Genomic DNA, 20,818 nt, shown 5'->3' on the forward strand with positions numbered 1-20,818 from the left:
GGTTGTATTTTCCAAATCAAAAAGTTATTCCGCCAAATTGAATTTCAACTGCACACCACCCGACGTGCTTGCACGGTAAAACGAATTGGAAACCAAAGGATCATTAAACGTCCTGTCGAAATAAAACTGCACGCTCAAACGGTTATTAACCATGTAATTGACGGTTGGACGAAGCTGGAAGTTGATGTTACCCGCAATCGGGATATTCTCTCCGTCAAACTTCCGCTGAATCGACCGCGTATCACGGAAAGTGAGGCCGAGCTGCATGGTCATGTCATTTTTCAGCTTTTTCTTAACTCCATTGATCTTGAACGGGATTGCCACATTGTTTTTGGTAAATCCAATGTTCACGGTCACGTCCTGGTTGAAAAGCTCTGCCATTTGTGAGTTTGACAAATTCAATGCGATCGTGCGGTCTCTGTTGTATTCGATCCGCGCGGTAACCCTGCTCTGCGTTCTGAATTCGACTCCCACCAGCGGCTGGAATTTCTCCGATAATGTGATCGTGCTCATGGAGAACACAGGAATATATTGTCCCAGATCATTTCTGCGCGTCGATAACGGATATCCGGTTACAGCGAGATTTACATAAAGCGCTTCGTAATCCAATGATGATGTAAAGTTTCCGACGCTATATTGTGACATGTATTTGTGCCGTAATGTAAATGAGCTGAAAAGGCGTTTAAAGCCCGACAGTTGCGAAAGTCCGTTGTAACTCAGATCCCAGTTCGGCATCGGAAATTTCAGGAATGGGTTTGTCCGCACAGTCGCCGGGTCTTTGCCCGTGTAAGCCGCAAAGAATGACGAGATCAGAACGTCCTGCGAAGTCTCATTATATTCTCCGCCACTTTGATTTTCTGCATTCAACCGATCCCTTAAAATAGCGCGGTAAGCTCTGAATTTATCAAAAACAGGAGACGAATTATCCCGTTTCATTTTCGCAAAGGCCGTCCGGAACGACAGGAATGACATGCTGAACTGACCATTACGCAATGGGCTCTGTGAAACAAATCCGCCCGATGTATCCGGTCTGTAAAATTCCTGATAAGCATCCTGTCTCGTAAGCCGCGCTTCAATGATCAGCCTGAAATCTTTGAATGGTTCCAATGTTGTGTTCGCGGAAAAATTCTTGGCAATCGTTTGCTGGAACGGCATATTTTGCTGCTCGCTTCGCGTGATCCAACCTTTTTCTGCCGCCTTAACCTGGAAATTCCTGTCCTGCTGGCCCAGCACGAATGGTAAGCCAGGCGCATTGGTGTTGTCTATCCCGAAATATTTTGGTGCCCGCAGATAACCCGGAAGTGACGTCGTTTCCTGGACCGAATAACTCACATTGATTCCCCGAACAGTCATCAAAGCGCGCGTAACACTTTTCAGGATGTCGGTCGTTCGCATGTCAATTTCTTCAATATCACCCGGGCTTCGCGCAAAATTCTTGCGCCCAGCCGAAGGCGTGTTGGCGAATTTGAGATATCTCAGTTTGTTATAAAGCAGCACAAAATCGACTTTTCCAGTCACACCGCGCTCTCTGCTGTTGCGGATAATGTCTCCGAAAGGAAGCCCTAATGTATCTTTTAAGCCAAATGCATTTGCCTGATATTGATAAGCAATGGAATGCTTGTAATCGGCTGTCATCCAGTCCACCAGTGGAATTTTGTCCAATGGCAGACGGTAAGTAAGATCAATCTTTTGATCGTAATTCTTGATCCTGCCCAGCTTTTTAAAATTCGACCAAAGCGAATCTTTCTTTTCTGCCGAGTTGATATCACCCATCGGCTCGTCAATGATGGAATTGGCCGATGCATTATAGCTTAACGTCATATTGCGCGTCAAATTCCAGCTCAGATCGTAATAGCGGTTAAACCAGAAATATTTTTCATACAATGGCTGAATGCCGTCCGTCGTCAAGTCCGCATTGCGCAATTGCGTTTTCAGGAATCTCCTGTCCACATCGGTGCGAACGGAAACCATGTTTGGCAATAATGTAAGGTTCACATCCTTGATCAGGTCCGCCCATCGACTCGTCGCTTTCCAGTTTTTGAACGGCTCAATGGCCTTCGGTTGGCTGCTGTATACATAAGAAATGCCTCCGCGATAATTGCGCTGCGCATATTCCTGCGTCAGGATATTCCTTCGCTTATCGTCACTGAATGCGTAAGTGAACGAGAAGTTTTCAAAATCATAGAAATGGTTTCGCGCGCCGGGCTTCGTTTTGATCTTCCGGACATTTGAAAAATTGATTCCCCGCTTGACGCCATTTTCCTCAACCATCCGCCGATAACCGTCCCGCTCCTCATCCGATTCCAGATTATCCAGCGAAGTGTTGAGTGGCGTATCCGGGTCGAGCGGATTAAAATGCGGCTTAACATTGCGCCGGTCATAACTCAGGAAAAGCGGAATACTGAAACCCCAGCTTGCCGGTAAAAGCTTGTCCAATGCAATGTTGCTGGAAACCCCGTATTCTGTTGTGAAATTACGGGAACGCTCGCCAATGCGCTGCTGCACGCTGCCAAAACCAAAGGTTTCAAGTCGTCCTGATGCGGTTAATGTTGCAAAATCGGCAAGTTTGGCATTCAGCTGCGCAATGGCCGCGACACCGCCCGTGTCGTCAAATCCTTCCACATGCATTTCATCCACCCGAGATACAAAAGCTCTTGGGCCGCTCGTCCTGCGATTTCGGAGTTCCGCATCCCGATCATCATCACCCGCACCGAACTCAAATCCGGATTTCCTACAACAGTGAGTTTATATCTCCCATCCGCCGTTGTAATCGTGTACGGAACACTAAGGTTTCTGTCAAGCTGGCGGTTGCGCTGGGCCTTGGCTTCTATCAGGTCTGCTAATGCAATGTTCAGCTCATTTTCTTCCGGCCAAACTTCCCTATCGATTGATTGATTAGGCAAGGTGGCCTTCAAGCTGGAAAGGTCTATTTCGTAATAATTTTGGGTAAGGTCAGTTCCGATCCGCATGAAAGCACCCACCATGCGGTCCTCATTCTGCTCGTTTTGCATATGCACATACATGCGCAATCTTTTACGGAAAAGCAGGTCGAGATTCACATTTTTGAACACAGCCCTTGAATCGCCGTCACGCAGGTCCGTAACGCAAAGGCTCATCGACTGCTCATTCAGCAAAAGCGGAGGACGTTGCGTGTTATCCTGGTCACGTATCCAGCCGGGTGGAATCTGGTAAACGTATTTATTAGAGCTGGTTTCATCCACCGTGCTGTTTTCCTCAATACTAACCGTTCCGACAGTAAACTTAGCGTCATAAGGCTCCGGAACTTCCTGCAAGCCAGGGGCATCGAGGTTCGAAGTGTATTTCCTGTATTGCTGTCCAACCATTTGCAACTGTGCAAAACGAAGCACAACAGGTTGCTGAAAATCAGTGAGATACATGCGCATAAAACGAATGGATTTGAACCCATTCATATTTCCGATCATTCCGGAAAACTCCTTAATCGGAACGCGGAACAAATACCAGGTCTGATTATCGGCTGTGTTAATGGTTTTATCAACGATATAACCCTTTCCAACTGCGAGCTGGTTTGGTTTTAAATCAATTTCATATTCGTAATAAGATTCATTGTCATTGATCGTGTTATCCACGTTCATGTCCTCACCATCGGGAACATTGGTTGAAGCAGGCGTTACATCTGCATTTCTTCCCAAACTTTCCGGAGAGTTGTTCTCCATGCCAATGTAATTTTTGTAGCGTTCAAGCACTTTCAGATCTGCGCTGTCGAGGCTTGCGCCCAAGAAGAATTGAAAATCATCGCCGGACGGGTCATTCAAAATCTGCGCTCTTGCTTCCGGGGTAAGATTCGCAGGAAGGCGGTCGATGAATCGTCTGAAAAATGCACGTTCTTCCTCATTGCTCAATCCATCCAATCCCACATCCTGACGCTGGCGTGCACCGGATTCATTACTGAATGCATTGATCAGATATTGTGATTTGGTAACATAGCCCCAAGCCGTAGAATCCACATTGACACCAACCTGTTTCGGAACAATCGGAAGTCCGTTTTCGAAATTGTAACGCTCGTCAGGAATAACGTCTTCTGAAATATCACCCAGGTTAAACACCAGCTTTCCACCTGTTGTATTTGGTCGCTCATCCGCACTTCCGTCCCGGACTGTCCCTAGCTTGTCATTAATAAATGGGTCCAGCATCCAGAATTCAATGCTTTCAATGTTGGCATTGTCAAAGTCATTGTCCGAAGTGATCGCCCTGCTTATTGCACCAAAGTTTTGTCTTGGATTTTTAAGGCGTCCGCTAGGAAGCAGATCAGCATTATAATTATACATGCCTCTTTCGCTTGGATAGTAGGCAATGTCAAGCACATTCTGCGGATACGAAACAAGCCCGGCAATGGCACGTTTCGGGAAAATTTCGTTGGGCAGATAAAGCCTTTCGTAATAATATTTGTGATCCTCATCTTCGAGGTTAGCCGGCGGCTGGTAACCACCGCCTAGTCCCTGCGCACCGCCGAAAATATTATCAACTGTATAAGCTGAAATTTTGGCTCTTCTGTATCCGTAATCCAGCGTTTTCCCATCCGTTCCCTGGCGGAATGCGGGCGGAACTCCTGCAAGTCGCCACTTTTGCGGCTGTCTCGACAAATCGTAAATGGTGCGAGTTGCCTCAAAATCGTCAACTAATGAACGGTTATTCACGTCTTTTGAAACGCCGGGAAGTATTTTTGCAAATTCGCCTTTAAACTGAATGCTCGACATTTCCTTGGTTTGTATCAAAGGCAATGCATCCAGCCATTTGGTAAGGAACGGAACATCTTTTCTAAAATTAATGTCGAACCCGATCATTGTGTTGTTAACAGGCTCATTGCCAATTGAAACACGCGATAAGAAACCAGCAGGCCGCTCGCGGTATTTCATCAAGGTCATACCCAGGCTCATGTCGCGGCTAACCATGTAGTCCAAACGTGTTCCAAGCAGGGAACGGATCTGGTTCTGGAACATGTCAGGGCGTTCGTACTCAATAACAATCTCCCTGCCGGAATTCATCACACTGCTGTTCAGAATGCGGACACGGCCAATTTGCGCTTCAACAATGTAATCGGAACCCGGAGAAAGCGGAACACCGCCGGATGTGACGGTCACGGAAGTTTCAAGAACGCCAAATGGCAGCTGCACCTCAGCTCCCCCACTCGATTGGTAAGATCCCTTAATGAAAAACTTATTGCGCTCTGATATTTGCTGCGCATCAATCATTGTAGTCGAATAGAGCTCGCCGAAGACATATTTGTTTCGGAACTGCTCTTCACCCGCACCAAATTTCCTGGCCAGGTTTGATCCGAATGGTTCAAGAACGGGGAAAATGATCCGGCCTGTATTACTATCAACAGTGATGCCATTTACAAAGTCAAAGTTTCCGTCAGGTTGGAGATCATTGACAGGGTTCAACCGGTCGAGACCCATGAGGCGGATGAGCGGAATGTTTGCTATGCTGCTTTCCTGCAAGTTCGGATTATCAATTCCGGTCTGGTCATCTTTATAAATGATCCGAAGCTGAAAACCTTGTTTATCGATCTGGCTCGTTCCCAACGAATAAACGTTTTTCATCATCAGGTTCCACATCGGCAACTTCGTGTTGTTACGGATCGTCGACGATTTGAGCAACTTCAATGCAATCACTTCATTATCCCTACGCGCCTGATAATCCTCGGTAAGCTCCCCTACTTTAAATGATCGCCCGTTCAATGTGTATTCGTAAGAAACGGCAAGCACTTCGTCATTTCTTAATGCATTGGTCAAAGAAATGTATCCCAATTGTGGATGAAATGTATAATCGCGGTCTGCAATCAGCCTTTTTGCACCACGAAGCAATTCATAGTCAACAGCCCTTTCCAACCCTAGACTTGTGATGGCGCTGTTCGTATTGTCGACCTGACGGAAACCTGTGTTGTCTGAAAAGTGTTTTGTAAAGTCCGTTTGCGCTGTTATCCGCAGGTGAAGTTGAGCGGATGGGTTGTAAACTCGGGTTGGCAGATTTATACGGAGCTGGCTCACCCAGATCGGCAAAACCCACAACATTACGCAATGATTCCGTTGTCGTGGTCCTGTTCGTAACATACACTTCCATCCGCGTTACCGTTACGCCGGACGTAATGGTTGGTGTATTTTGTAACGAACGTTCGTAATTATTTCTAAAATATTGGGATAGGAAGAAGTTCCGGTTTTCGTCATACGTGTCCGCACGCAATTCGAAGTCCCGGCTCTGTGCGCCGCCACGCAATACGATTCTTTCCTTGCTGGATTTCTGCTGTGACGCCACCAAAGTCGCGCTTAACCTGCCAAATTGAAGGTCCGTTTTTAGACCAAACAGATTTTGCACACCAGGAATCAGCTGGCTGTTAATGGCCCAATTGATATTTCCAGCCTCTATTTTCCGGATAAAGCTTTCTTCAGGATTTTTATAATTCAGCTTAATCGCATTCTCAAAATTGAAGTTTGCTTTTGTATCAAAATTGGTTTGAAAACCAAGCTGATCGCCCAGCCTCGCATCAAAGTTGATGCTGATCTGCTCATTAAAAATGAATTGTGTATTTCTTCTCTGACGGATTGGAATGGCTGGATTGTCGAGAAACTGGTGCATTAAGCCCAAATCCAGCGACACAAATCCTGTTGGCTTAAAATTGACGAAGTCGTCACCCAAGAGTTTTGAAAGTCCTGGCGGAATGTCCAGTTTTGGCAAAAGTCCTCTTGAACCCATTGCACTTTTCCCGTCCTGCCTGCCTGCATATTCGCGTAGCAAACTTTTGAAAGCACGGTCTTCCTGAATCTTGTCGTAAGTCGAAAGATCCATTCGCTCGGGCGCGCGGTAATTCAGATTTCCTGCCGGCGTACGAATGCTTTCTGAAACGGCCACCTTGCCGGTGCTATCCAGTAAAATTGAGGTTGAAATGTTGCCCGGGTCGCGCAAATAAAATGGCGAGCGTGGGCGTGGTTCTGCAACGCGGTTGGAATAAAAATCTTTCCAGCGCATAATGAGCTGGCTTCCCGACCGGTCTATTTTCCTTTTAGTAGTGTCCTCAGGAACAGTATCGGCCACAATTGCCCAATCCTGCGCCTGCCCTGAATATGGTTCGTCCATATCGACAGAGACATTTGCTAAAAGTACAGCGCCCGTCGATATGGTTAATGCCTTAAAAAGAAAGGAGTAAATCGTTGATGACAAGGTAATATACTTATTTAGAGAAGGTTGCAGCTACAATCAAATCCATCAAAACGACTTTACTATCGTAAATTTTTTTACCAAATATCATTACAGTTCGATTATCGAAGTGCTAGTTTTATCAGATTCTCAACCGTGATTGTGTTCCCCTCACGCTTTATAATGGCGTCCAGGCTCTTCTCTGCGGTCGGCTTTGGAATACCCAAAGTAACGAGCGCAGCTAATGCTTCACTTTTTACAGTGCCTGAGGGACTATCTATGCTTCTCGGTCCGGTAGACACAAGGTCTTCTTTCCGAATTTTATCCCGCAATTCCAATATAACGCGTTGAGCAGTTTTTGACCCGATCCCTTTGATTGATTGTATCAAACGCAGATCTTCATCTATAATTCCTTGCCTGATTTCCGATGAGGAAAGCGACGAAAGCATTACCAATGCAGTTGACGGGCCGACTCCCGATATGCCTATCAGGTCCAGGAAAAGCCTCTTTTCATCATTTCCCCAAAACCCATAAAGGATATGGGCATCTTCCCGTATATTCAGGAACGTTACGAGCTTGCACTTCTCCCCAAGCTCGGGCAGGGAAGTGTAGGTTTGTAAAGAAATCCGAACTTCGTAGCCTAATCCGTTTACATCGATAATGGCATATGCCGGATCTTTGTAGACTACAGTTCCGTTAACGTAGGCAATCATATAAATAGTATGTGTAATTGATGCGTATTCACTAGACAGAAATAATGAGTTTCTGACCAGGCTTGATAGCGTTTCCTCTTATTCTGTTTTTCTTTTTCAATTGTCCTATTTCCAGTCCGTAACGCTGCGATATAATCCATAACGTGTCTCCCTTTTGAACTGTATGATAGCGCTTTTTGGTATGCCTGTCGTTTCTGACAATTTCCTTTTTCGGTGCAGGAGCAGTGTTTACAGCAAGTTTAGCGCCGCGAACCGGTTCTTTTACTTCTTTAAGAATAACCAGTCGTTGTCCTTTATTGATATTGTTTCGGCGTAAGTGGTTCCATCTTTTCAATTCCGAAACGGATACGCGGTATTTCTTGGGCAATAGAAAGCAAATTTTCTCCTCTTCTGACGGTGTGTGATGCTCTTTTCGTGCGCGTTTTTTGCGTAACCACGTCTTCGCTTTCAGCATCGTAATCCTCATCTTCACTCACCAGTTGCTGGCTCACAACCGCATAAGGAAATGCCGGATTTTTACCCATCGAATCCAGAACAGTGCTATCCAGCTTGGCCACCATTACGCCAGGCTGCAACAGCAATCTGCGCGTGCAAGAATCCATAATCGAATTCCGGTTGCTCACCAGATAGGTGAACTGCATGCTAGGCACTTTGAGAACAAAATCACGTGTCTGATCAGGAAGTGATGTTTTGGTGATCTGTGGATTCAGTTTTTTAATGTCTTCGAAATCAATGTTGCTGTTTTTGCAAAAAGCCAGCAGATCAATGTATCCGTTAATGTGTATCGTGTCATTCGGAATCTGGAACTCCATTTTCTGTGGGAAAATGCCGTGATCATTTCCGTAGTTCATCATGTAGTTCATCGCCACATATTGCGGAACGTACGAACGGGTTTCGCGGGGAAGAACATTGTAGATTGTCCAGAAAGTTGTCCCATGTGAGCGGCGCATTGCACGCTTAATGTTGCCGGGCCTGTGTTATAAGAAGCCAATGCTAGCTCCCAATCGCCGAAAATGTTGTAGAGTTGTTTCAGATAGCGGCAAGCAGCTTCGGTCGCTTTTACGGGCTCGAAACGCTCGTCAATATATTTATCCTGATAAAGGCCAAACTCGCGGCCGGTTGCCGGCATAAACTGCCACAAACCGCCTGCTCTCGCGTGAGAAATTACAGTCGGATTAAGCCCCGACTCGATCATTGAAAGATATTTAAGCTCAGTTGGTAACCCGTGCTTCTGTAATGTTTTTTCGAAAATGGGGAAGTAGAGTGGCATTTTCTCCATCATTGTTTTGGTGAAGTCGGCCTTTCTGTAAATGAAATACTCTACAAACTCGTGGGAAGTTTTGTGGTAAGTAAGGGGAATCGATTTTTCAAGTTTAGCAAACCGCTCTTTTAGAAGTTCACCTGAAATAGCCGGGGTATTTCCAATTTCTTCGATAGCCGGTAAAGCAGGAATCGCCATTTCCTCTGCTTCAACTATTTTCTCCAGCGTATCTTGCTCGGTTGCTAACTTTTCTTGTGGAATTATTGCCATAGCCGGCACACTTCCAAACCCTACACACATGGCTCCGAGCCACAATACTTTTTTCGAAATCTTCATCAATAAATGTTTTTTGAAGGTTAATCAATTCCCGGTTTTCAATGGCTACTATTTGTAAATGAATGCTTTACAAATAAAATTTCCTTGTTTTTAGATTTCCAACGTGCTGAAAATCTTCCTGATGAACTAGAATAATCTCTAATACATTTCACTCAAAACTTACTAACTATCGCACTTTAACGACATTCAAAAAACCGACTGTTTATTCCGGCACGATTATTTTCTTGTAACATTGGGTTAAAACATTAACCACTTAGGTAATCATTGGCATAAAAAAAGTCACTTGCGGGTTCAGCATTAACGATTTGCTTCTGAAACCACGGCTCCTTTTTTATTCAGCTTGGTTATATATTGAGCGAAAGCCAACATTTTTTCCTCACCAAAATAAGAAGCCATTATCTGAATTCCAATTGGCATCCCGTTTCCGTCTTCTCCATTAGGAACAGCAATTGCCGGATTTCCCACCACATTTGCCTGAACTGTAAAGATATCAGCAAGATACATTTGTAAAGGATCCTGCGTCTTTTCTCCAATCGTAAAAGCCGTAGTTGGCGTTACCGGTGAAATCAGAAAATCAAACTGGTCAAAAAACCGGTTTGTTTCCTCCTGCACCAATCTTCTAACGCGTTGCGCTTTGGTATAGTATGCGTCGTAATAATTTGCGCTCAGAACAAAAGTCCCCAACAGAATTCTTCTCCTCACCTCTTCACCAAACCCTTCCGTGCGCGTGTTCTTATATAAACTATCAAGATCCTTTGCTTCCGGGCTTCTGTGGCCGTAACGAACGCCGTCAAATCTGGATAAATTGGAACTTGCTTCCGCAGTGGTTAAGATGTAATAAGTAGGAAGCAGTGAATCGACCAATGGAATTTCGACAGGCGTAAGCTTCATGCCCTTCGGCACGTAACCGGTTTAATACTTCCAGTGTCTGATTACGAATGTCAGAAGAAATTGCTTCACTTTCAACACTTTCCCGAATATATCCAATGCGCGCTTTTCCGCTCCATTCCAGTTGCTGTGTGTAAGCAGGCACCGGTTTGCTCGAAACTGTGCTGTCAAAATCATCTGCGCCAGCCATTATTTCTGTCAAAAGTGCTGCATCTGCAACGCTTTTTGTAATGGGCCCGATGCAGTCAAATGATGAAGCATATGCAATAAGCCCGTAGCGCGAAATCCTTCCGTAAGAAGGTTTCACCCCAACAACTCCGCAGAACGCAGCTGGTTGCCTCACCGAACCACCCGTGTCGCTTCCAAGCGATGCGTGGCACAATCCGGCCTGGACCGCAACGGCTGAACCGCCCGAAGAGCCACCCGGAACTTTGGTGTTATCTGCGGCATTGAGCACGGGACCGAAAGAAGAGTTTTCATTCGAAGAACCCATGGCAAATTCATCACAATTCTGCCTGCCGATTACAATGGCGTCTTCATCCAACAAGCGCTGAACCGCTGTTGCCGTGTAAGGCGCTATATAAGAATTGAGAATTTGACTTCCGGCTTGCAATCCGTGGCCTTTGTGCGAAAGCACATCTTTAAGTCCGATCACCATTCCGGCTAGTCTGCCGGCCGTGCCGTTTGCTATTTTTTGATCAACTGAAATGGCTGCTTGCTTCGCTTCGTCATGATATACTTCAACGAAAGCATTCAGGTGCTGATTAGCCTCAATATTTTGCAGATAATAATCAACTAACTTGACGCAGGTCAAATCGCCTCCACGCAAATCTTCCTGAATCTCGGCTAGCGTCAGATACTCTTTCAATGTAAATTATTTGTGGGGTTGTAAATAAAGAATCAGAGCCATTAAGTATAACCTTAAAGGCTCTGCCATAAACTCGATAAGATGGAAGCGTTATTTGGGGTCTTCCATGCTTTTTTCAATATTTTCCTTAACGTCTTCAGATGCGTTCTTGAACTCGTTGATACCTTGCCCCAAACCGCGCATCAACTCAGGAATTTTCTTCGCACCGAAGAACAGTAAAACGAACAATGCAACCAAAAAGATCTCTTGTCCACCTAAACCCATAATTCCCAAAACGGTTATTGATTCCATATCTGTTTCTTTTTTAATGTTTACAAAAATAAAAATTCTTTTTCTACAGAAACTACTAAACGGTTCTGTTTTATCCTATGTTAATTGTTTTTTCACCCTTTTCCCACTGGCTGAATTTTGCAATGTCACTGCCCAGTGACTTGATGAGCCAAACGATCAATGCAACGTCATCTGTGATCCCAATAACGGGTAAAAAGTCCGGAATTAAATCGATCGGCGATACAAAATAGATCAGCACGGCCACAATCGAGAGCAAACTTTTCCAGGGCAGCCCCTTATATTCTCCTGCTGCATAAGCCCGGATCATACGGATCAAAAGCTGTACACTTCCTGCAACTTCGGCGAGATTTCCTTTGAACCCCACTTTGTTCATCTTGCCCATTACATCTTTTGCCAACTCAAAAAGACGAGCCGAATTCTGCGCATATCGGCCTGCCTTTCCAGCAGCTTTCTTGAAAAAAATTGACTTTAAAATCCTTGATATCATTGATTCGTTATTCATTATATGAAGCAAGAAAAAGTGGTTTATAATGCCGATATAACTATCAAGATACGTAAAAAATTGCATTTCGGATTGACCCCATGACTTTTAAGGCAAAAAATCTCATTCCGCTTGGTTTAAACAAATTATGTGTCCTACTTTTAGGAGAAAATTTAAAAAGCATCAATTTCTATACAATTAACCATATTTTTTATGAAGATTACTGTTGTGGGTGCAGGCGCCGTTGGTGCAACTACTGCCGATAATATTATTCGACGTGAACTGGCTGAAGAGGTCGTTTTACTGGATATAAAAGAAGGCGTAAGCGAGGGAAAATCGCTGGATATGTACCAGACAGCAGCATTGCTGGGGTTTAATACCAAACCAGTGGGCTCAACCAACGATTACGAAAAAACGAAGGGCTCTGATGTGGTCGTGATTACGTCCGGCCTGCCCCGCAAGCCTGGCATGACACGTGAAGAACTCATCGGGATCAATGCCGGGATTGTCAAAGGTGTAACCGAAAATATTCTTAAATATTCTCCCGATGCGATCATCATCGTCGTGTCCAACCCAATGGACACAATGACTTACCTGGCTTTGAAAGAGTCGGGCATCGCAAAGGAAAAACTCATCGGAATGGGTGGCGCATTGGACAGCGCACGCTTTAAGACCTATCTTGCATTGGCAATGAACGCTTCGCCGCTGGACATTCACGGCATGGTAATCGGTGGCCACGGCGATACGACCATGATCCCGTTAACGCGCCTTGCAACTTACAATGGTCTTCCAGTTAGCAATTTCCTTTCTAATGATGAATTGGAAAAAGTAGCAGCTGACACGATGGTGGGTGGCGCAACATTGACAAAACTGATCGGAACTTCGGCGTGGTATGCACCGGGCGCAGCAACATTGCTTTTGGTTGAAAGCATTGTTCGTGATCAAAAACGCATTGTTCCCTGGCAGCGTTTATCTGGAAGGTGAATATGGGCAGAATGACATCTGTATGGGTGTTCCGGTTGTGTTGGGAAGAAAAGGATGGGAAAAAATCATCCAATTAGAACTGACTGATTCAGAAAAAGCCGCTTTCGAAAAATCCGCAGAGGCTGTGAGATCGATGAACGGAGCATTGAATTTATAAACGAATCTTTTCAAATTTTTGAACATTTCCGTCATCTTTAAGATGACGGGCAATTTTTTTTCCGCATGCCATGGATGGCGAAAAACGTATTTTCGCCATCCATGGCATTTTTTTTAAATTGAAATCTGATATTGTAATACGACTGCCCCTTTTCTTGTGGACGATGCTAATTCATTTGCAACGCTGCTGGCCTTATAAATAGACCGGTTTTCATAGTTAAGCGAGATCTTGCCGCTATGGCCTTTGATAAGCCAGTTTACTCCCAGATTATAGACGTTAACCGCGTCCTGCAATCGCTCATAATCAGCATATTGTAATGATGCGTAAGGCATTAACGTGCCCTGATTTCCGAGCAGGCCATCTTTGAATTTATAACCCGCCTGAGCGTAAATCACGTTTCCTGTTCCAAACATCGGGAAAGCATTTCCTTGCGTTCCGCCTACACCAGCAATGGGTTGCGTCGTTCCGGTTGCCGGGTTCATAATGCCGTTGTAACGCAGATATCCTTTGCCATAATCCGTATTGAAATAACCCAGATAAGCCGAAACAGCGGTGCCTTTGTCCTTATTAACCGGCATATCCATGTAAGCCGCAACCGACCAAAGCGTCATATTGCTGTAAAGCGTGTCTGCACTTTCCCGGCGCCAAGTCGCGTCCTTTTGAGAAATAATGCCCGCTTCAATGTTGAGGACTTTGCGCTTGCCAAGATATGTTCCCGTCATATAACCGGGCGTTGTGTTGTCTTCCGTGTCAAAAATGTTGTAGATCAGCAAACCCTGAAACTGCTTATGATGCTTGCGCTGTGCGAAAACCGAGTTCAAACCCAGCGCAGGAGGAACAGATCCGCTGGTTTCAATCGGGAATGGGTCGGCAACGTCAATTCGGTAATTTAGTTTGCCAATTTGACCACGGCTGTAAACGCTCAATTTTCTTGCAAACTGATCTGTTTGATCGACTGTGGCTTGTGCAAAAACCGGAACGTCCATCGTCATAATGGTGCCAATGCTGGGTTGTGAAAATCTGGAAAGGCCGTTTACAACTGTGAGCCCGCCACCAAAACGAATGAAGTTGTTCCCTTTCCGCTGCACTTCATATTCACCCAATGCGTCATGAAAGAAAGCCGCGATCTTCCGGTTACTAGGCGTCCCAGCGGTGTTATAGGACGGAAATGCGCTCACCTTATTAAAGTTGTTCATGCCAAACTGCGTGTAAAAAAAGATCCGGTCCGTTAGCTGACCGAACAATTGCAGGCGCGTCCGGCGCAAACCAATGTCAAATGTGTTGGATTTGGCATCACCCAAAACAGTCGTTCCGGGATTGCTTTCATTGAACCGGAGCCAGGTCTGATTGGTAAATGTGAACTTCACATAATGTGACCCGGATTCATTAAGATTGTAGCGGATATCATTTTTGATATTATCGTCCGAAGGCTTCGCCTGAGCAAACGCAATTGTCGCATTAAGCAGCGTTATAAGAAGTACTTTTTTCATTAATTGACGTTATAGTTTTAGTAATCGAACTGCATTTAAACCCTTAACGGCGAGTAAAAAACGTTATCAAAGACTGTTAAAATGATTTGTGAACCCGAGGCAAAACGGTCATCTTTTTTCAATTTCCCAAGTCAGTCTACGAATAGTAAGGCTGCATTATGGATTGCTATACTCCTTTTAATTGTAATCAAATTTGCCGCAAATGCACAGGAAACGCCTCCTTTGACCAATTATTCGTCCACACTTTATAAGGCGCACAACCAGAATTGGGCGATTGGCCAAAGCAGCGATCAGATCATTTATGCTGCCAATTCCGACGGCCTGATGGAATACGACGGCGCATCCTGGAAGCTGCATCCGTTTCCCGACCGGCAAATTGTAAGAACGGTCCTTTATGATGAAACCGTGCCCAACGCAGTGATGGGAAGGGTCCTCAACCGGCCATTGAAAAAGGAGCAGCGCATTTACGTAGGCGGTTTTTCTGAATTTGGATATTGGAAAAAAGAGGCTGACGGACAGCTAAAATATTACTCACTAAGCAAGCAATCCAACTTCGCGAGCCTGAAAACAGAGGAGATCTGGCACATTACCAAAACGCCGCGTTACATTTATTTCCAATCCTTTTCGCACATTTATCGCTACGATGGCCAAAAGCTGATCGAACTTAAAACGCCGGGAAATTTCATGTTCCTTCGCTTTGTGCAAGGACGGCTCTTTCTGCCCACAATTGGAAAAGGGATTTATGAGCTCAAAGGCGAAACATTTGAGCCATTGCGCGGAACCGCAAGTCTTTCAACTGCAATCGTTTCATCCATCCTGCCACTTTCGGATAACAATGTATTGATCACAACATTTAAGCATGGATTGTTTTTGTGGAAAGACGGCGTTCTAAAACCCTGGAAAATCCCGCTTACCGAAGAATTGCAGCGCAACATTATCAACCGCGCGATCATGCTCCAACAAGACAGCAGCCTCGTTTTCGGGACCATTCAGGCGGGTGTGTATGTGATTGACAAAGCTGGAAACCTTAAATATCAGTTTAATAAAGAGACGGGTTTGCAAAACAACACTGTGCTCGCGCTGAAGAAGACAGTCGCAAGCAGCTTTGGATCGGACTGGATCAGGGCCTTGATATGGTCAAAATGTCGTCGCCTGTCATCTCCTATCAAACCAACGACAATCCGCTTGGCTCAACTTATGCCGCGGCCATTTGGCATGGAAAGCTTTATGTCGGTTCAAATAAGGGTGTTTTTGTGAAAAAATGGCTTTCAACCGAGCCGTTTCGTGCAGTGCCCGGACTAGAAGGCCAAACTTGGAGCCTGAATGTGTTCTCGGACCAGCTCATTTGCGGACACAATGATGCGACTTACCGGATCACCGACACAGGAATTACGAAAGTTTCGGACATTACGGGCGGCTGGGTTATGTTGCCGATTCAATCCGGAAATGACACGCTTTTGCTGCAAGGCTCCTATAATGGACTGCACGTTTATCAGAACAATACGCAAAAATTATGGACCTATGCTTATCCCGTAAAAGGCATTCCGCCGATTCCCGTAAAACAGATCGTCCGGGATAGCAAAGGACAATTCTGGCTGGGACATGCTTACCGTGGGTTATTTATGACGCGGCTGACACCCAAACTGGATTCCGCTTCGATCTGGAAGGAATATAAGGCTCCAAAAGATCTGCCGGGTGAGTTTTCAGTCGAAACCACAAATTGGAAAAACCGCATTTACGTGCGTTCCGGCTCGGCATCTCGAACCTGACGCTAATAACCGATTACAGACTTCCGTAGATTTCGCAACAGCCGACGACGATGAAGCCTTCAAAGTGCGGACAGGGATAGATGGCGATTGGTTCCAGGTGTTTATGAACCGGATTATCTATCATACCTCCAATAACAATGTGCACAATCTGCCGCTTTCCCTGATCCGGAATAGCGAAACGGTGATCCCGATTTCCAAAAACTTCTATTTTTTCTGCCTGGATAACGGCTATGCGCTTTACAACCGCAGTTCCGGATCAAAAACAATTGAGCCGCCCGCTTCGCCAATCATTCGCAAAGTCGCCAATCTTAGAACATTGTCACAAACTTTCAGCATTTCAGGAAGTCCAGCATTGCCTTCGAGTATCCGGTCGCTGCGGATTAGTTTTGCCTTACCCGTTTATGGTCAAAGCACGCAGTTTAAATATCGGCTCAGGGGTTTGTCCGATCAATGGTCAGAATGGACGGATCAGAACTTCGTGGAATTCACCAACCTCGAATCGACTAATTACACTTTTGAAGTGCGCAGCAGTCTGAACGACAATACTACGGCCTATCGGTTCAGCGTACAGCCTTATTGGCGTGAAACATTATTTGCAAAACTGCTCTTCACAACGGTTCTGGGCCTGGCATTTGTTTCCCTGATTCTTTATCAGGAGAAAAAGGCTCATTCGTCACAGAAACCGGCTAATGGAAGAGCAGGACGAGAAACTACGTCAGCAACGATTGGCCAGTGAGCGCCAGATCATGCAAATTCAAAATGAAAAGCTGCAAAGTGATATTCAGAGCAAAAGTCAGAAGCTGAGCAACATTGCAATCAATGTCGTCCGCAAAAATGAAATCCTGGAAGAGATCCGAGATGAACTGAAACAGGTCAAAGCGGAAATGGGACAACAGCTTCCCAACATTCATTATCAAAAGCTCTTGAACAGCATTGAACGCAATGTGGCTGGCAAGGACGACTGGGAATTATTCGAGCAGAACTTCGATGAAGTGCATGAACAATTCTTCAAAAGACTCCGCCAGATTTGCCCCAGCATTTCTCCGTCAGAACTCAGGCTCGCTGCATGTCTCCGGATGAACCTCTCGACAAAGGAGATGGCGCCAGCACTTGGAATCTCCATTCGTGGTGTTGAAATCAAGCGTTACAGACTCCGTAAAAAGCTTGGATTAGGAGCAGAAGCCAATCTTGTTCAGTATATGATGGACATTTGAGCCTATTGCACTAATCCGATAGTAAATCCCGTTTTATGCCAGTTTTCCTTGCATTATTCTCATTGATGTAGTGTTGATGTAGTCGATTTCTTGAATTTTGCTTGTCTTTGAACTTAAATTTGAAGACAATAAATTCTTATAATAATTCTATATCAAATAAATCATCAATGAAAACTATTGTACGATTACTGTGCATGATCGTTTTGCTGTCAGGGAGTCTGGTCTCCTATGGTCAGGAAATAACTGTCACGGGAAAGGTAACCGCTGCCGGCGACGGCTCCCCATTGCCGGGCGCCAGCGTTCTTATAAAAGGGACGACAACGGGCGTCCCAACTGACACCGAGGGGAATTATTCGATAAATGTCCCTAATCAAAATGCAATCCTTGTCGTTTCCATGATCGGTATGACTTCCCAGGAAGTGACGGTCGGAACCAGAAGCTCCATTGACGTTGCTTTCAGTCGAAGATGCAAGAGCATTGGGTGAGGTTGTTGTCATTGGATACGGAACCGCAAGCAAGCGCGACCTTACGGGATCTATTGTTACCATTAAAGGTGCTGAAATATCAGATAAGCCTTCTGCCAACCCGATTACTTCATTACAAGGGAAAGTAGCCGGACTTTCGGTTGTGAACTCCGGACGTGCAGGTGAAGAACCGGATGTGCGGATCAGGGGAACGAACTCTATTAATGGTGTAAAACCGGTTTACATTGTTGACGGGATTCTGAACGACAACATTAACTTCCTTAACCCGGCCGACATTGAATCGATCGAAGTTTTGAAAGATCCTTCGTCACTGGCCATTTTCGGGGTTAGGGGTGCAAATGGTGCCATTGCCGTAACTACGAAAAAGGCGAAAGCGGGCACATTGAATGTTAATTTTAACTCATCAGTTGGTATTAAGCAAGTTGCGGACCGCATTAGCATGACCAACGCGGCACAATTTAAAGAGCTTTATAATGAGCAGCTTGCTAATCAGGGAAGCGCTCCTTACAATTATCAGAATTGGACTGGTGATACAGATTGGCAGGATCAGATTTTCCAAAACGGCTTCCTGAATTACAATAACATCAGCATTTCCGGCGCAACTGAGAAGAACCGCTTTTACATGGGAATCGGAACTGTGCAGGAAGAAGGTTTGATCAAGCACGAAAAATATGGTAAGCTGACACTGAACATCAATGACGAGTTGCAGGTGAATAAGAACCTGAAATTCGGGATGACTTTTAGCGGTTACCGCGCAACGCCGTCTGGAGATAAGAAGAAAAATGTGACCGGCGCTATCCTCGCAGCTCCTATTGCTCCGATTTTTAATGATCAATACGGACTTTATCACACGCTTCCGGATTTTCAAAGAGCACAGGTTTACAATCCGTTAGTAGACGTTGAGCTGCAAAAGAATACGGAAATTTTGCGTGAATATCGCGCGGTCGGAAGCATTTACGGAGAGCTTAACTTTTTGAAAGACTTCACTTTCCGCGCTGCATTGTATGCTGATTATGGCTTCAACACGATTCGTAACTATCAGCCGCTTGTAAATGTTTACAATCCTGAAATTGTTGGCGAGGACAAAACGGATGCCGTTGTAAGACAAACCATTGTAAATCAGAAGCAGAACATTTTCCCGAAGCTTCAACAAGATTACTTGTTAACCTATAAAAAGGCATTCGGAGATCACGATCTGACCGTTTTGGGTGGCTTTACAACATATTACAGGTCGTTTGAAGAAACCTCTTCGACGGTAAGACAAGGCAGCAGCTTCGCCATCCCGAACGATCCACGCTTCTGGTATACGGATAATGTGGGTGACGCTTCCACGCGGACGGGTGCTGGCTCGGCCTGGGAATCGTCAACACTTTCTGTGTTAGGGCGCTTGCTTTACAATTACAAAGGCAAATATCTGGTCAATGCTTCGTATAGAAAAGACGGAAGCTCAGCATTTTTGGGCAAAGGCAGATGGCAGGATTTCGGAGCAGTCGGCCTGGGATGGGTTGTGAGTGAAGAAGATTTTTTCAAAGACCAAAGCCTGTTTGACTATCTGAAAATCAAAGGGTCATATGGTATTCTTGGAAATCAGAACATTGATGATAAATATCGCTATCCCGCTTACCCGACGCTTACAGCGGCAAATTCAGGCGTTTTTGGAGAAAACATCGTAGCCGGTTTGCAAAACGAATACATTGCGGACCCAAACTTGCACTGGGAAAAAGTGCACGCATATGAAGGCGGCGTGGAATTCAACATGCTCAAAAATCGATTGCAGGTTGAGGCCAATTATTACAATAAGCTGACAAAAGACATTCTCGTGCTTGTGCCGGGAATTGCCGGAACCATCCCTGGTTTGAGCAACCTGGGCGAAGCAAAAAACCACGGTTTTGAATTTTCGGCCACCTGGAATCAACAGGTTACAGACGACTTTTCATACTCAATCGGTGGTAACCTTACGACCATCAACAACAAAGTTCAGAAGCTTTCGACCAAGGGATATGACATTATCAATGGCGCATCCCGAACAACAGAAGGCTATCCAATCGGGTATTTTTGGGGTTATGTAGCAGATGGGATCTATCAGACAGAGGCAGATTTTATCAAATCACCTGTGAGCTCGATCGGAGAAGTTTCACCTGGCGACATTAAATATAAAGATGTCAACAACGACGGTTTCATCACCGAAGCTGACAGAACATTGATCGGTAACCCAACACCGGACCTGACTTACGGTGCGTCGCTTTCTGCAAAATACAAAGGGTTTGATGCCGGCATTGAGCTGAATGGTGTTTATGGAAACGAAATTTTCCGCCAATGGAACCGCAGCACATTTGCGCAATTCAACTATCAAACGGAAAGAATGGGCCGCTGGAACGGACCAGGAACTTCTAACTGGGAGCCGATACTGAACACTTCACGCTCAAACAATTATCTGCCTTCATCCTACTGGATCGAGGACGGAAGCTTTTTCAGGATCAGAAATGTGCAATTAGGCTACAATTTTTCATCGCAAGCTTTGAAAAGCCTGCGCTTGAAGTCATTGAGGCTATATGTGAATGCGCAAAACCTGAAAACTTTCACAAACAGCACCGGATTTACTCCTGAAATCGGCGGAAGCACAACTGCTTTCGGTGTCGATAACGGAACGTATCCACTGCCTGTCATTTACACATTCGGTGTCAACCTGAATTTTTAAAATCTTATCT

Annotated in this window: 14 protein-coding genes and 3 pseudogenes; 7 read left to right on the plus strand and 10 right to left on the minus strand. The window is 45.2% G+C overall.

Annotation, left to right across the window (positions count from 1 at the left end; all coding sequences use genetic code 11):
- Positions 1-24: 24 nt before the first annotated feature.
- The 9 genes and pseudogenes from sov (AC0IYG_RS19365) to AC0IYG_RS19405 form a co-directional block, all read right to left on the minus strand.
- Positions 25-2,628, minus strand: coding sequence for a T9SS outer membrane translocon Sov/SprA (gene sov / locus AC0IYG_RS19365; protein ID WP_471712735.1), 2,604 nt, complete (start codon positions 2,626-2,628; stop codon positions 25-27).
- Positions 2,574-7,113: pseudogene (gene sov / locus AC0IYG_RS19370) on the minus strand (T9SS outer membrane translocon Sov/SprA). The gene sov (AC0IYG_RS19365) and the pseudogene sov (AC0IYG_RS19370) overlap by 55 nt, the downstream one beginning before the upstream one ends.
- A gap of 182 nt (positions 7,114-7,295) precedes the next feature.
- Positions 7,296-7,886 carry a Holliday junction branch migration protein RuvA gene (gene ruvA / locus AC0IYG_RS19375; protein ID WP_471712736.1) on the minus strand — a complete coding sequence of 197 codons (591 nt, stop codon included), beginning with the start codon at positions 7,884-7,886 and terminating at the stop codon, positions 7,296-7,298.
- Positions 7,887-7,917: 31 nt separating this feature from the next.
- Complete coding sequence (locus tag AC0IYG_RS19380; protein ID WP_471712737.1) at positions 7,918-8,220, minus strand: LysM peptidoglycan-binding domain-containing protein; 303 nt, start codon at positions 8,218-8,220, stop codon at positions 7,918-7,920.
- Positions 8,180-8,836, minus strand: a complete 657-nt coding sequence (locus AC0IYG_RS19385) for a hypothetical protein (RefSeq protein WP_471712888.1) — start codon at positions 8,834-8,836, stop codon at positions 8,180-8,182. Before AC0IYG_RS19385 ends, AC0IYG_RS19380 begins: the two co-directional genes overlap by 41 nt.
- Entirely contained in the window at positions 8,746-9,483 is a 738-nt protein-coding gene (locus tag AC0IYG_RS19390) for a lytic transglycosylase domain-containing protein (RefSeq protein WP_471712738.1), read from the minus strand. Before AC0IYG_RS19390 ends, AC0IYG_RS19385 begins: the two co-directional genes overlap by 91 nt.
- 297 nt (positions 9,484-9,780) lie before the next feature.
- A pseudogene (gatA, locus tag AC0IYG_RS19395) lies at positions 9,781-11,239 on the minus strand (Asp-tRNA(Asn)/Glu-tRNA(Gln) amidotransferase subunit GatA).
- Between the two features lie 90 nt (positions 11,240-11,329).
- The gene (locus AC0IYG_RS19400) at positions 11,330-11,530 is read right to left on the minus strand and encodes a Sec-independent protein translocase subunit TatA/TatB (protein WP_471712739.1); all 201 of its coding nucleotides are present in this window, start codon (positions 11,528-11,530) and stop codon (positions 11,330-11,332) included.
- 70 nt (positions 11,531-11,600) lie between these two features.
- Positions 11,601-12,017 (minus strand): YkvA family protein, encoded by a 417-nt coding sequence (locus AC0IYG_RS19405; protein WP_471712740.1) that lies wholly within the window; start codon positions 12,015-12,017, stop codon positions 11,601-11,603.
- Positions 12,018-12,224: 207 nt separating this feature from the next.
- On the opposite strand from AC0IYG_RS19405, the pseudogene mdh reads away from it, so the two are divergent.
- Positions 12,225-13,152 (plus strand): annotated as a pseudogene (mdh, locus tag AC0IYG_RS19410) (malate dehydrogenase).
- A 113-nt stretch (positions 13,153-13,265) separates the two neighbouring features.
- Here the strand turns inward: mdh and AC0IYG_RS19415 are convergent.
- Positions 13,266-14,642: a hypothetical protein gene (locus tag AC0IYG_RS19415; RefSeq protein WP_471712741.1), complete on the minus strand. Its 1,377-nt coding sequence runs from the start codon at positions 14,640-14,642 to the stop codon at positions 13,266-13,268.
- Positions 14,643-14,723: 81 nt separating this feature from the next.
- On the opposite strand from AC0IYG_RS19415, the gene AC0IYG_RS19420 reads away from it, so the two are divergent.
- From AC0IYG_RS19420 to AC0IYG_RS19445, 6 genes are all read left to right on the plus strand, one after another.
- Complete coding sequence (locus AC0IYG_RS19420; RefSeq protein WP_471712742.1) at positions 14,724-15,899, plus strand: hypothetical protein; 1,176 nt, start codon at positions 14,724-14,726, stop codon at positions 15,897-15,899.
- Complete coding sequence (locus AC0IYG_RS19425) at positions 15,896-16,411, plus strand: hypothetical protein (protein ID WP_471712743.1); 516 nt, start codon at positions 15,896-15,898, stop codon at positions 16,409-16,411. Before AC0IYG_RS19420 ends, AC0IYG_RS19425 begins: the two co-directional genes overlap by 4 nt.
- Complete coding sequence (locus tag AC0IYG_RS19430) at positions 16,338-17,147, plus strand: triple tyrosine motif-containing protein (protein ID WP_471712744.1); 810 nt, start codon at positions 16,338-16,340, stop codon at positions 17,145-17,147. The genes AC0IYG_RS19425 and AC0IYG_RS19430 overlap by 74 nt, the downstream gene beginning before the upstream one ends.
- Positions 17,101-17,625 (plus strand): helix-turn-helix transcriptional regulator, encoded by a 525-nt coding sequence (locus AC0IYG_RS19435; protein WP_471712745.1) that lies wholly within the window; start codon positions 17,101-17,103, stop codon positions 17,623-17,625. Before AC0IYG_RS19430 ends, AC0IYG_RS19435 begins: the two co-directional genes overlap by 47 nt.
- Positions 17,626-17,792: 167 nt before the next feature.
- The gene (locus AC0IYG_RS19440; protein ID WP_471712746.1) at positions 17,793-18,110 is read left to right on the plus strand and encodes a carboxypeptidase-like regulatory domain-containing protein; all 318 of its coding nucleotides are present in this window, start codon (positions 17,793-17,795) and stop codon (positions 18,108-18,110) included.
- Positions 18,070-20,808: a SusC/RagA family TonB-linked outer membrane protein gene (locus AC0IYG_RS19445; RefSeq protein ID WP_471712747.1), complete on the plus strand. Its 2,739-nt coding sequence runs from the start codon at positions 18,070-18,072 to the stop codon at positions 20,806-20,808. Before AC0IYG_RS19440 ends, AC0IYG_RS19445 begins: the two co-directional genes overlap by 41 nt.
- Positions 20,809-20,818: the final 10 nt, after the last annotated feature.

Source organism: Dyadobacter sp. AC419 (genome assembly GCF_979253085.1).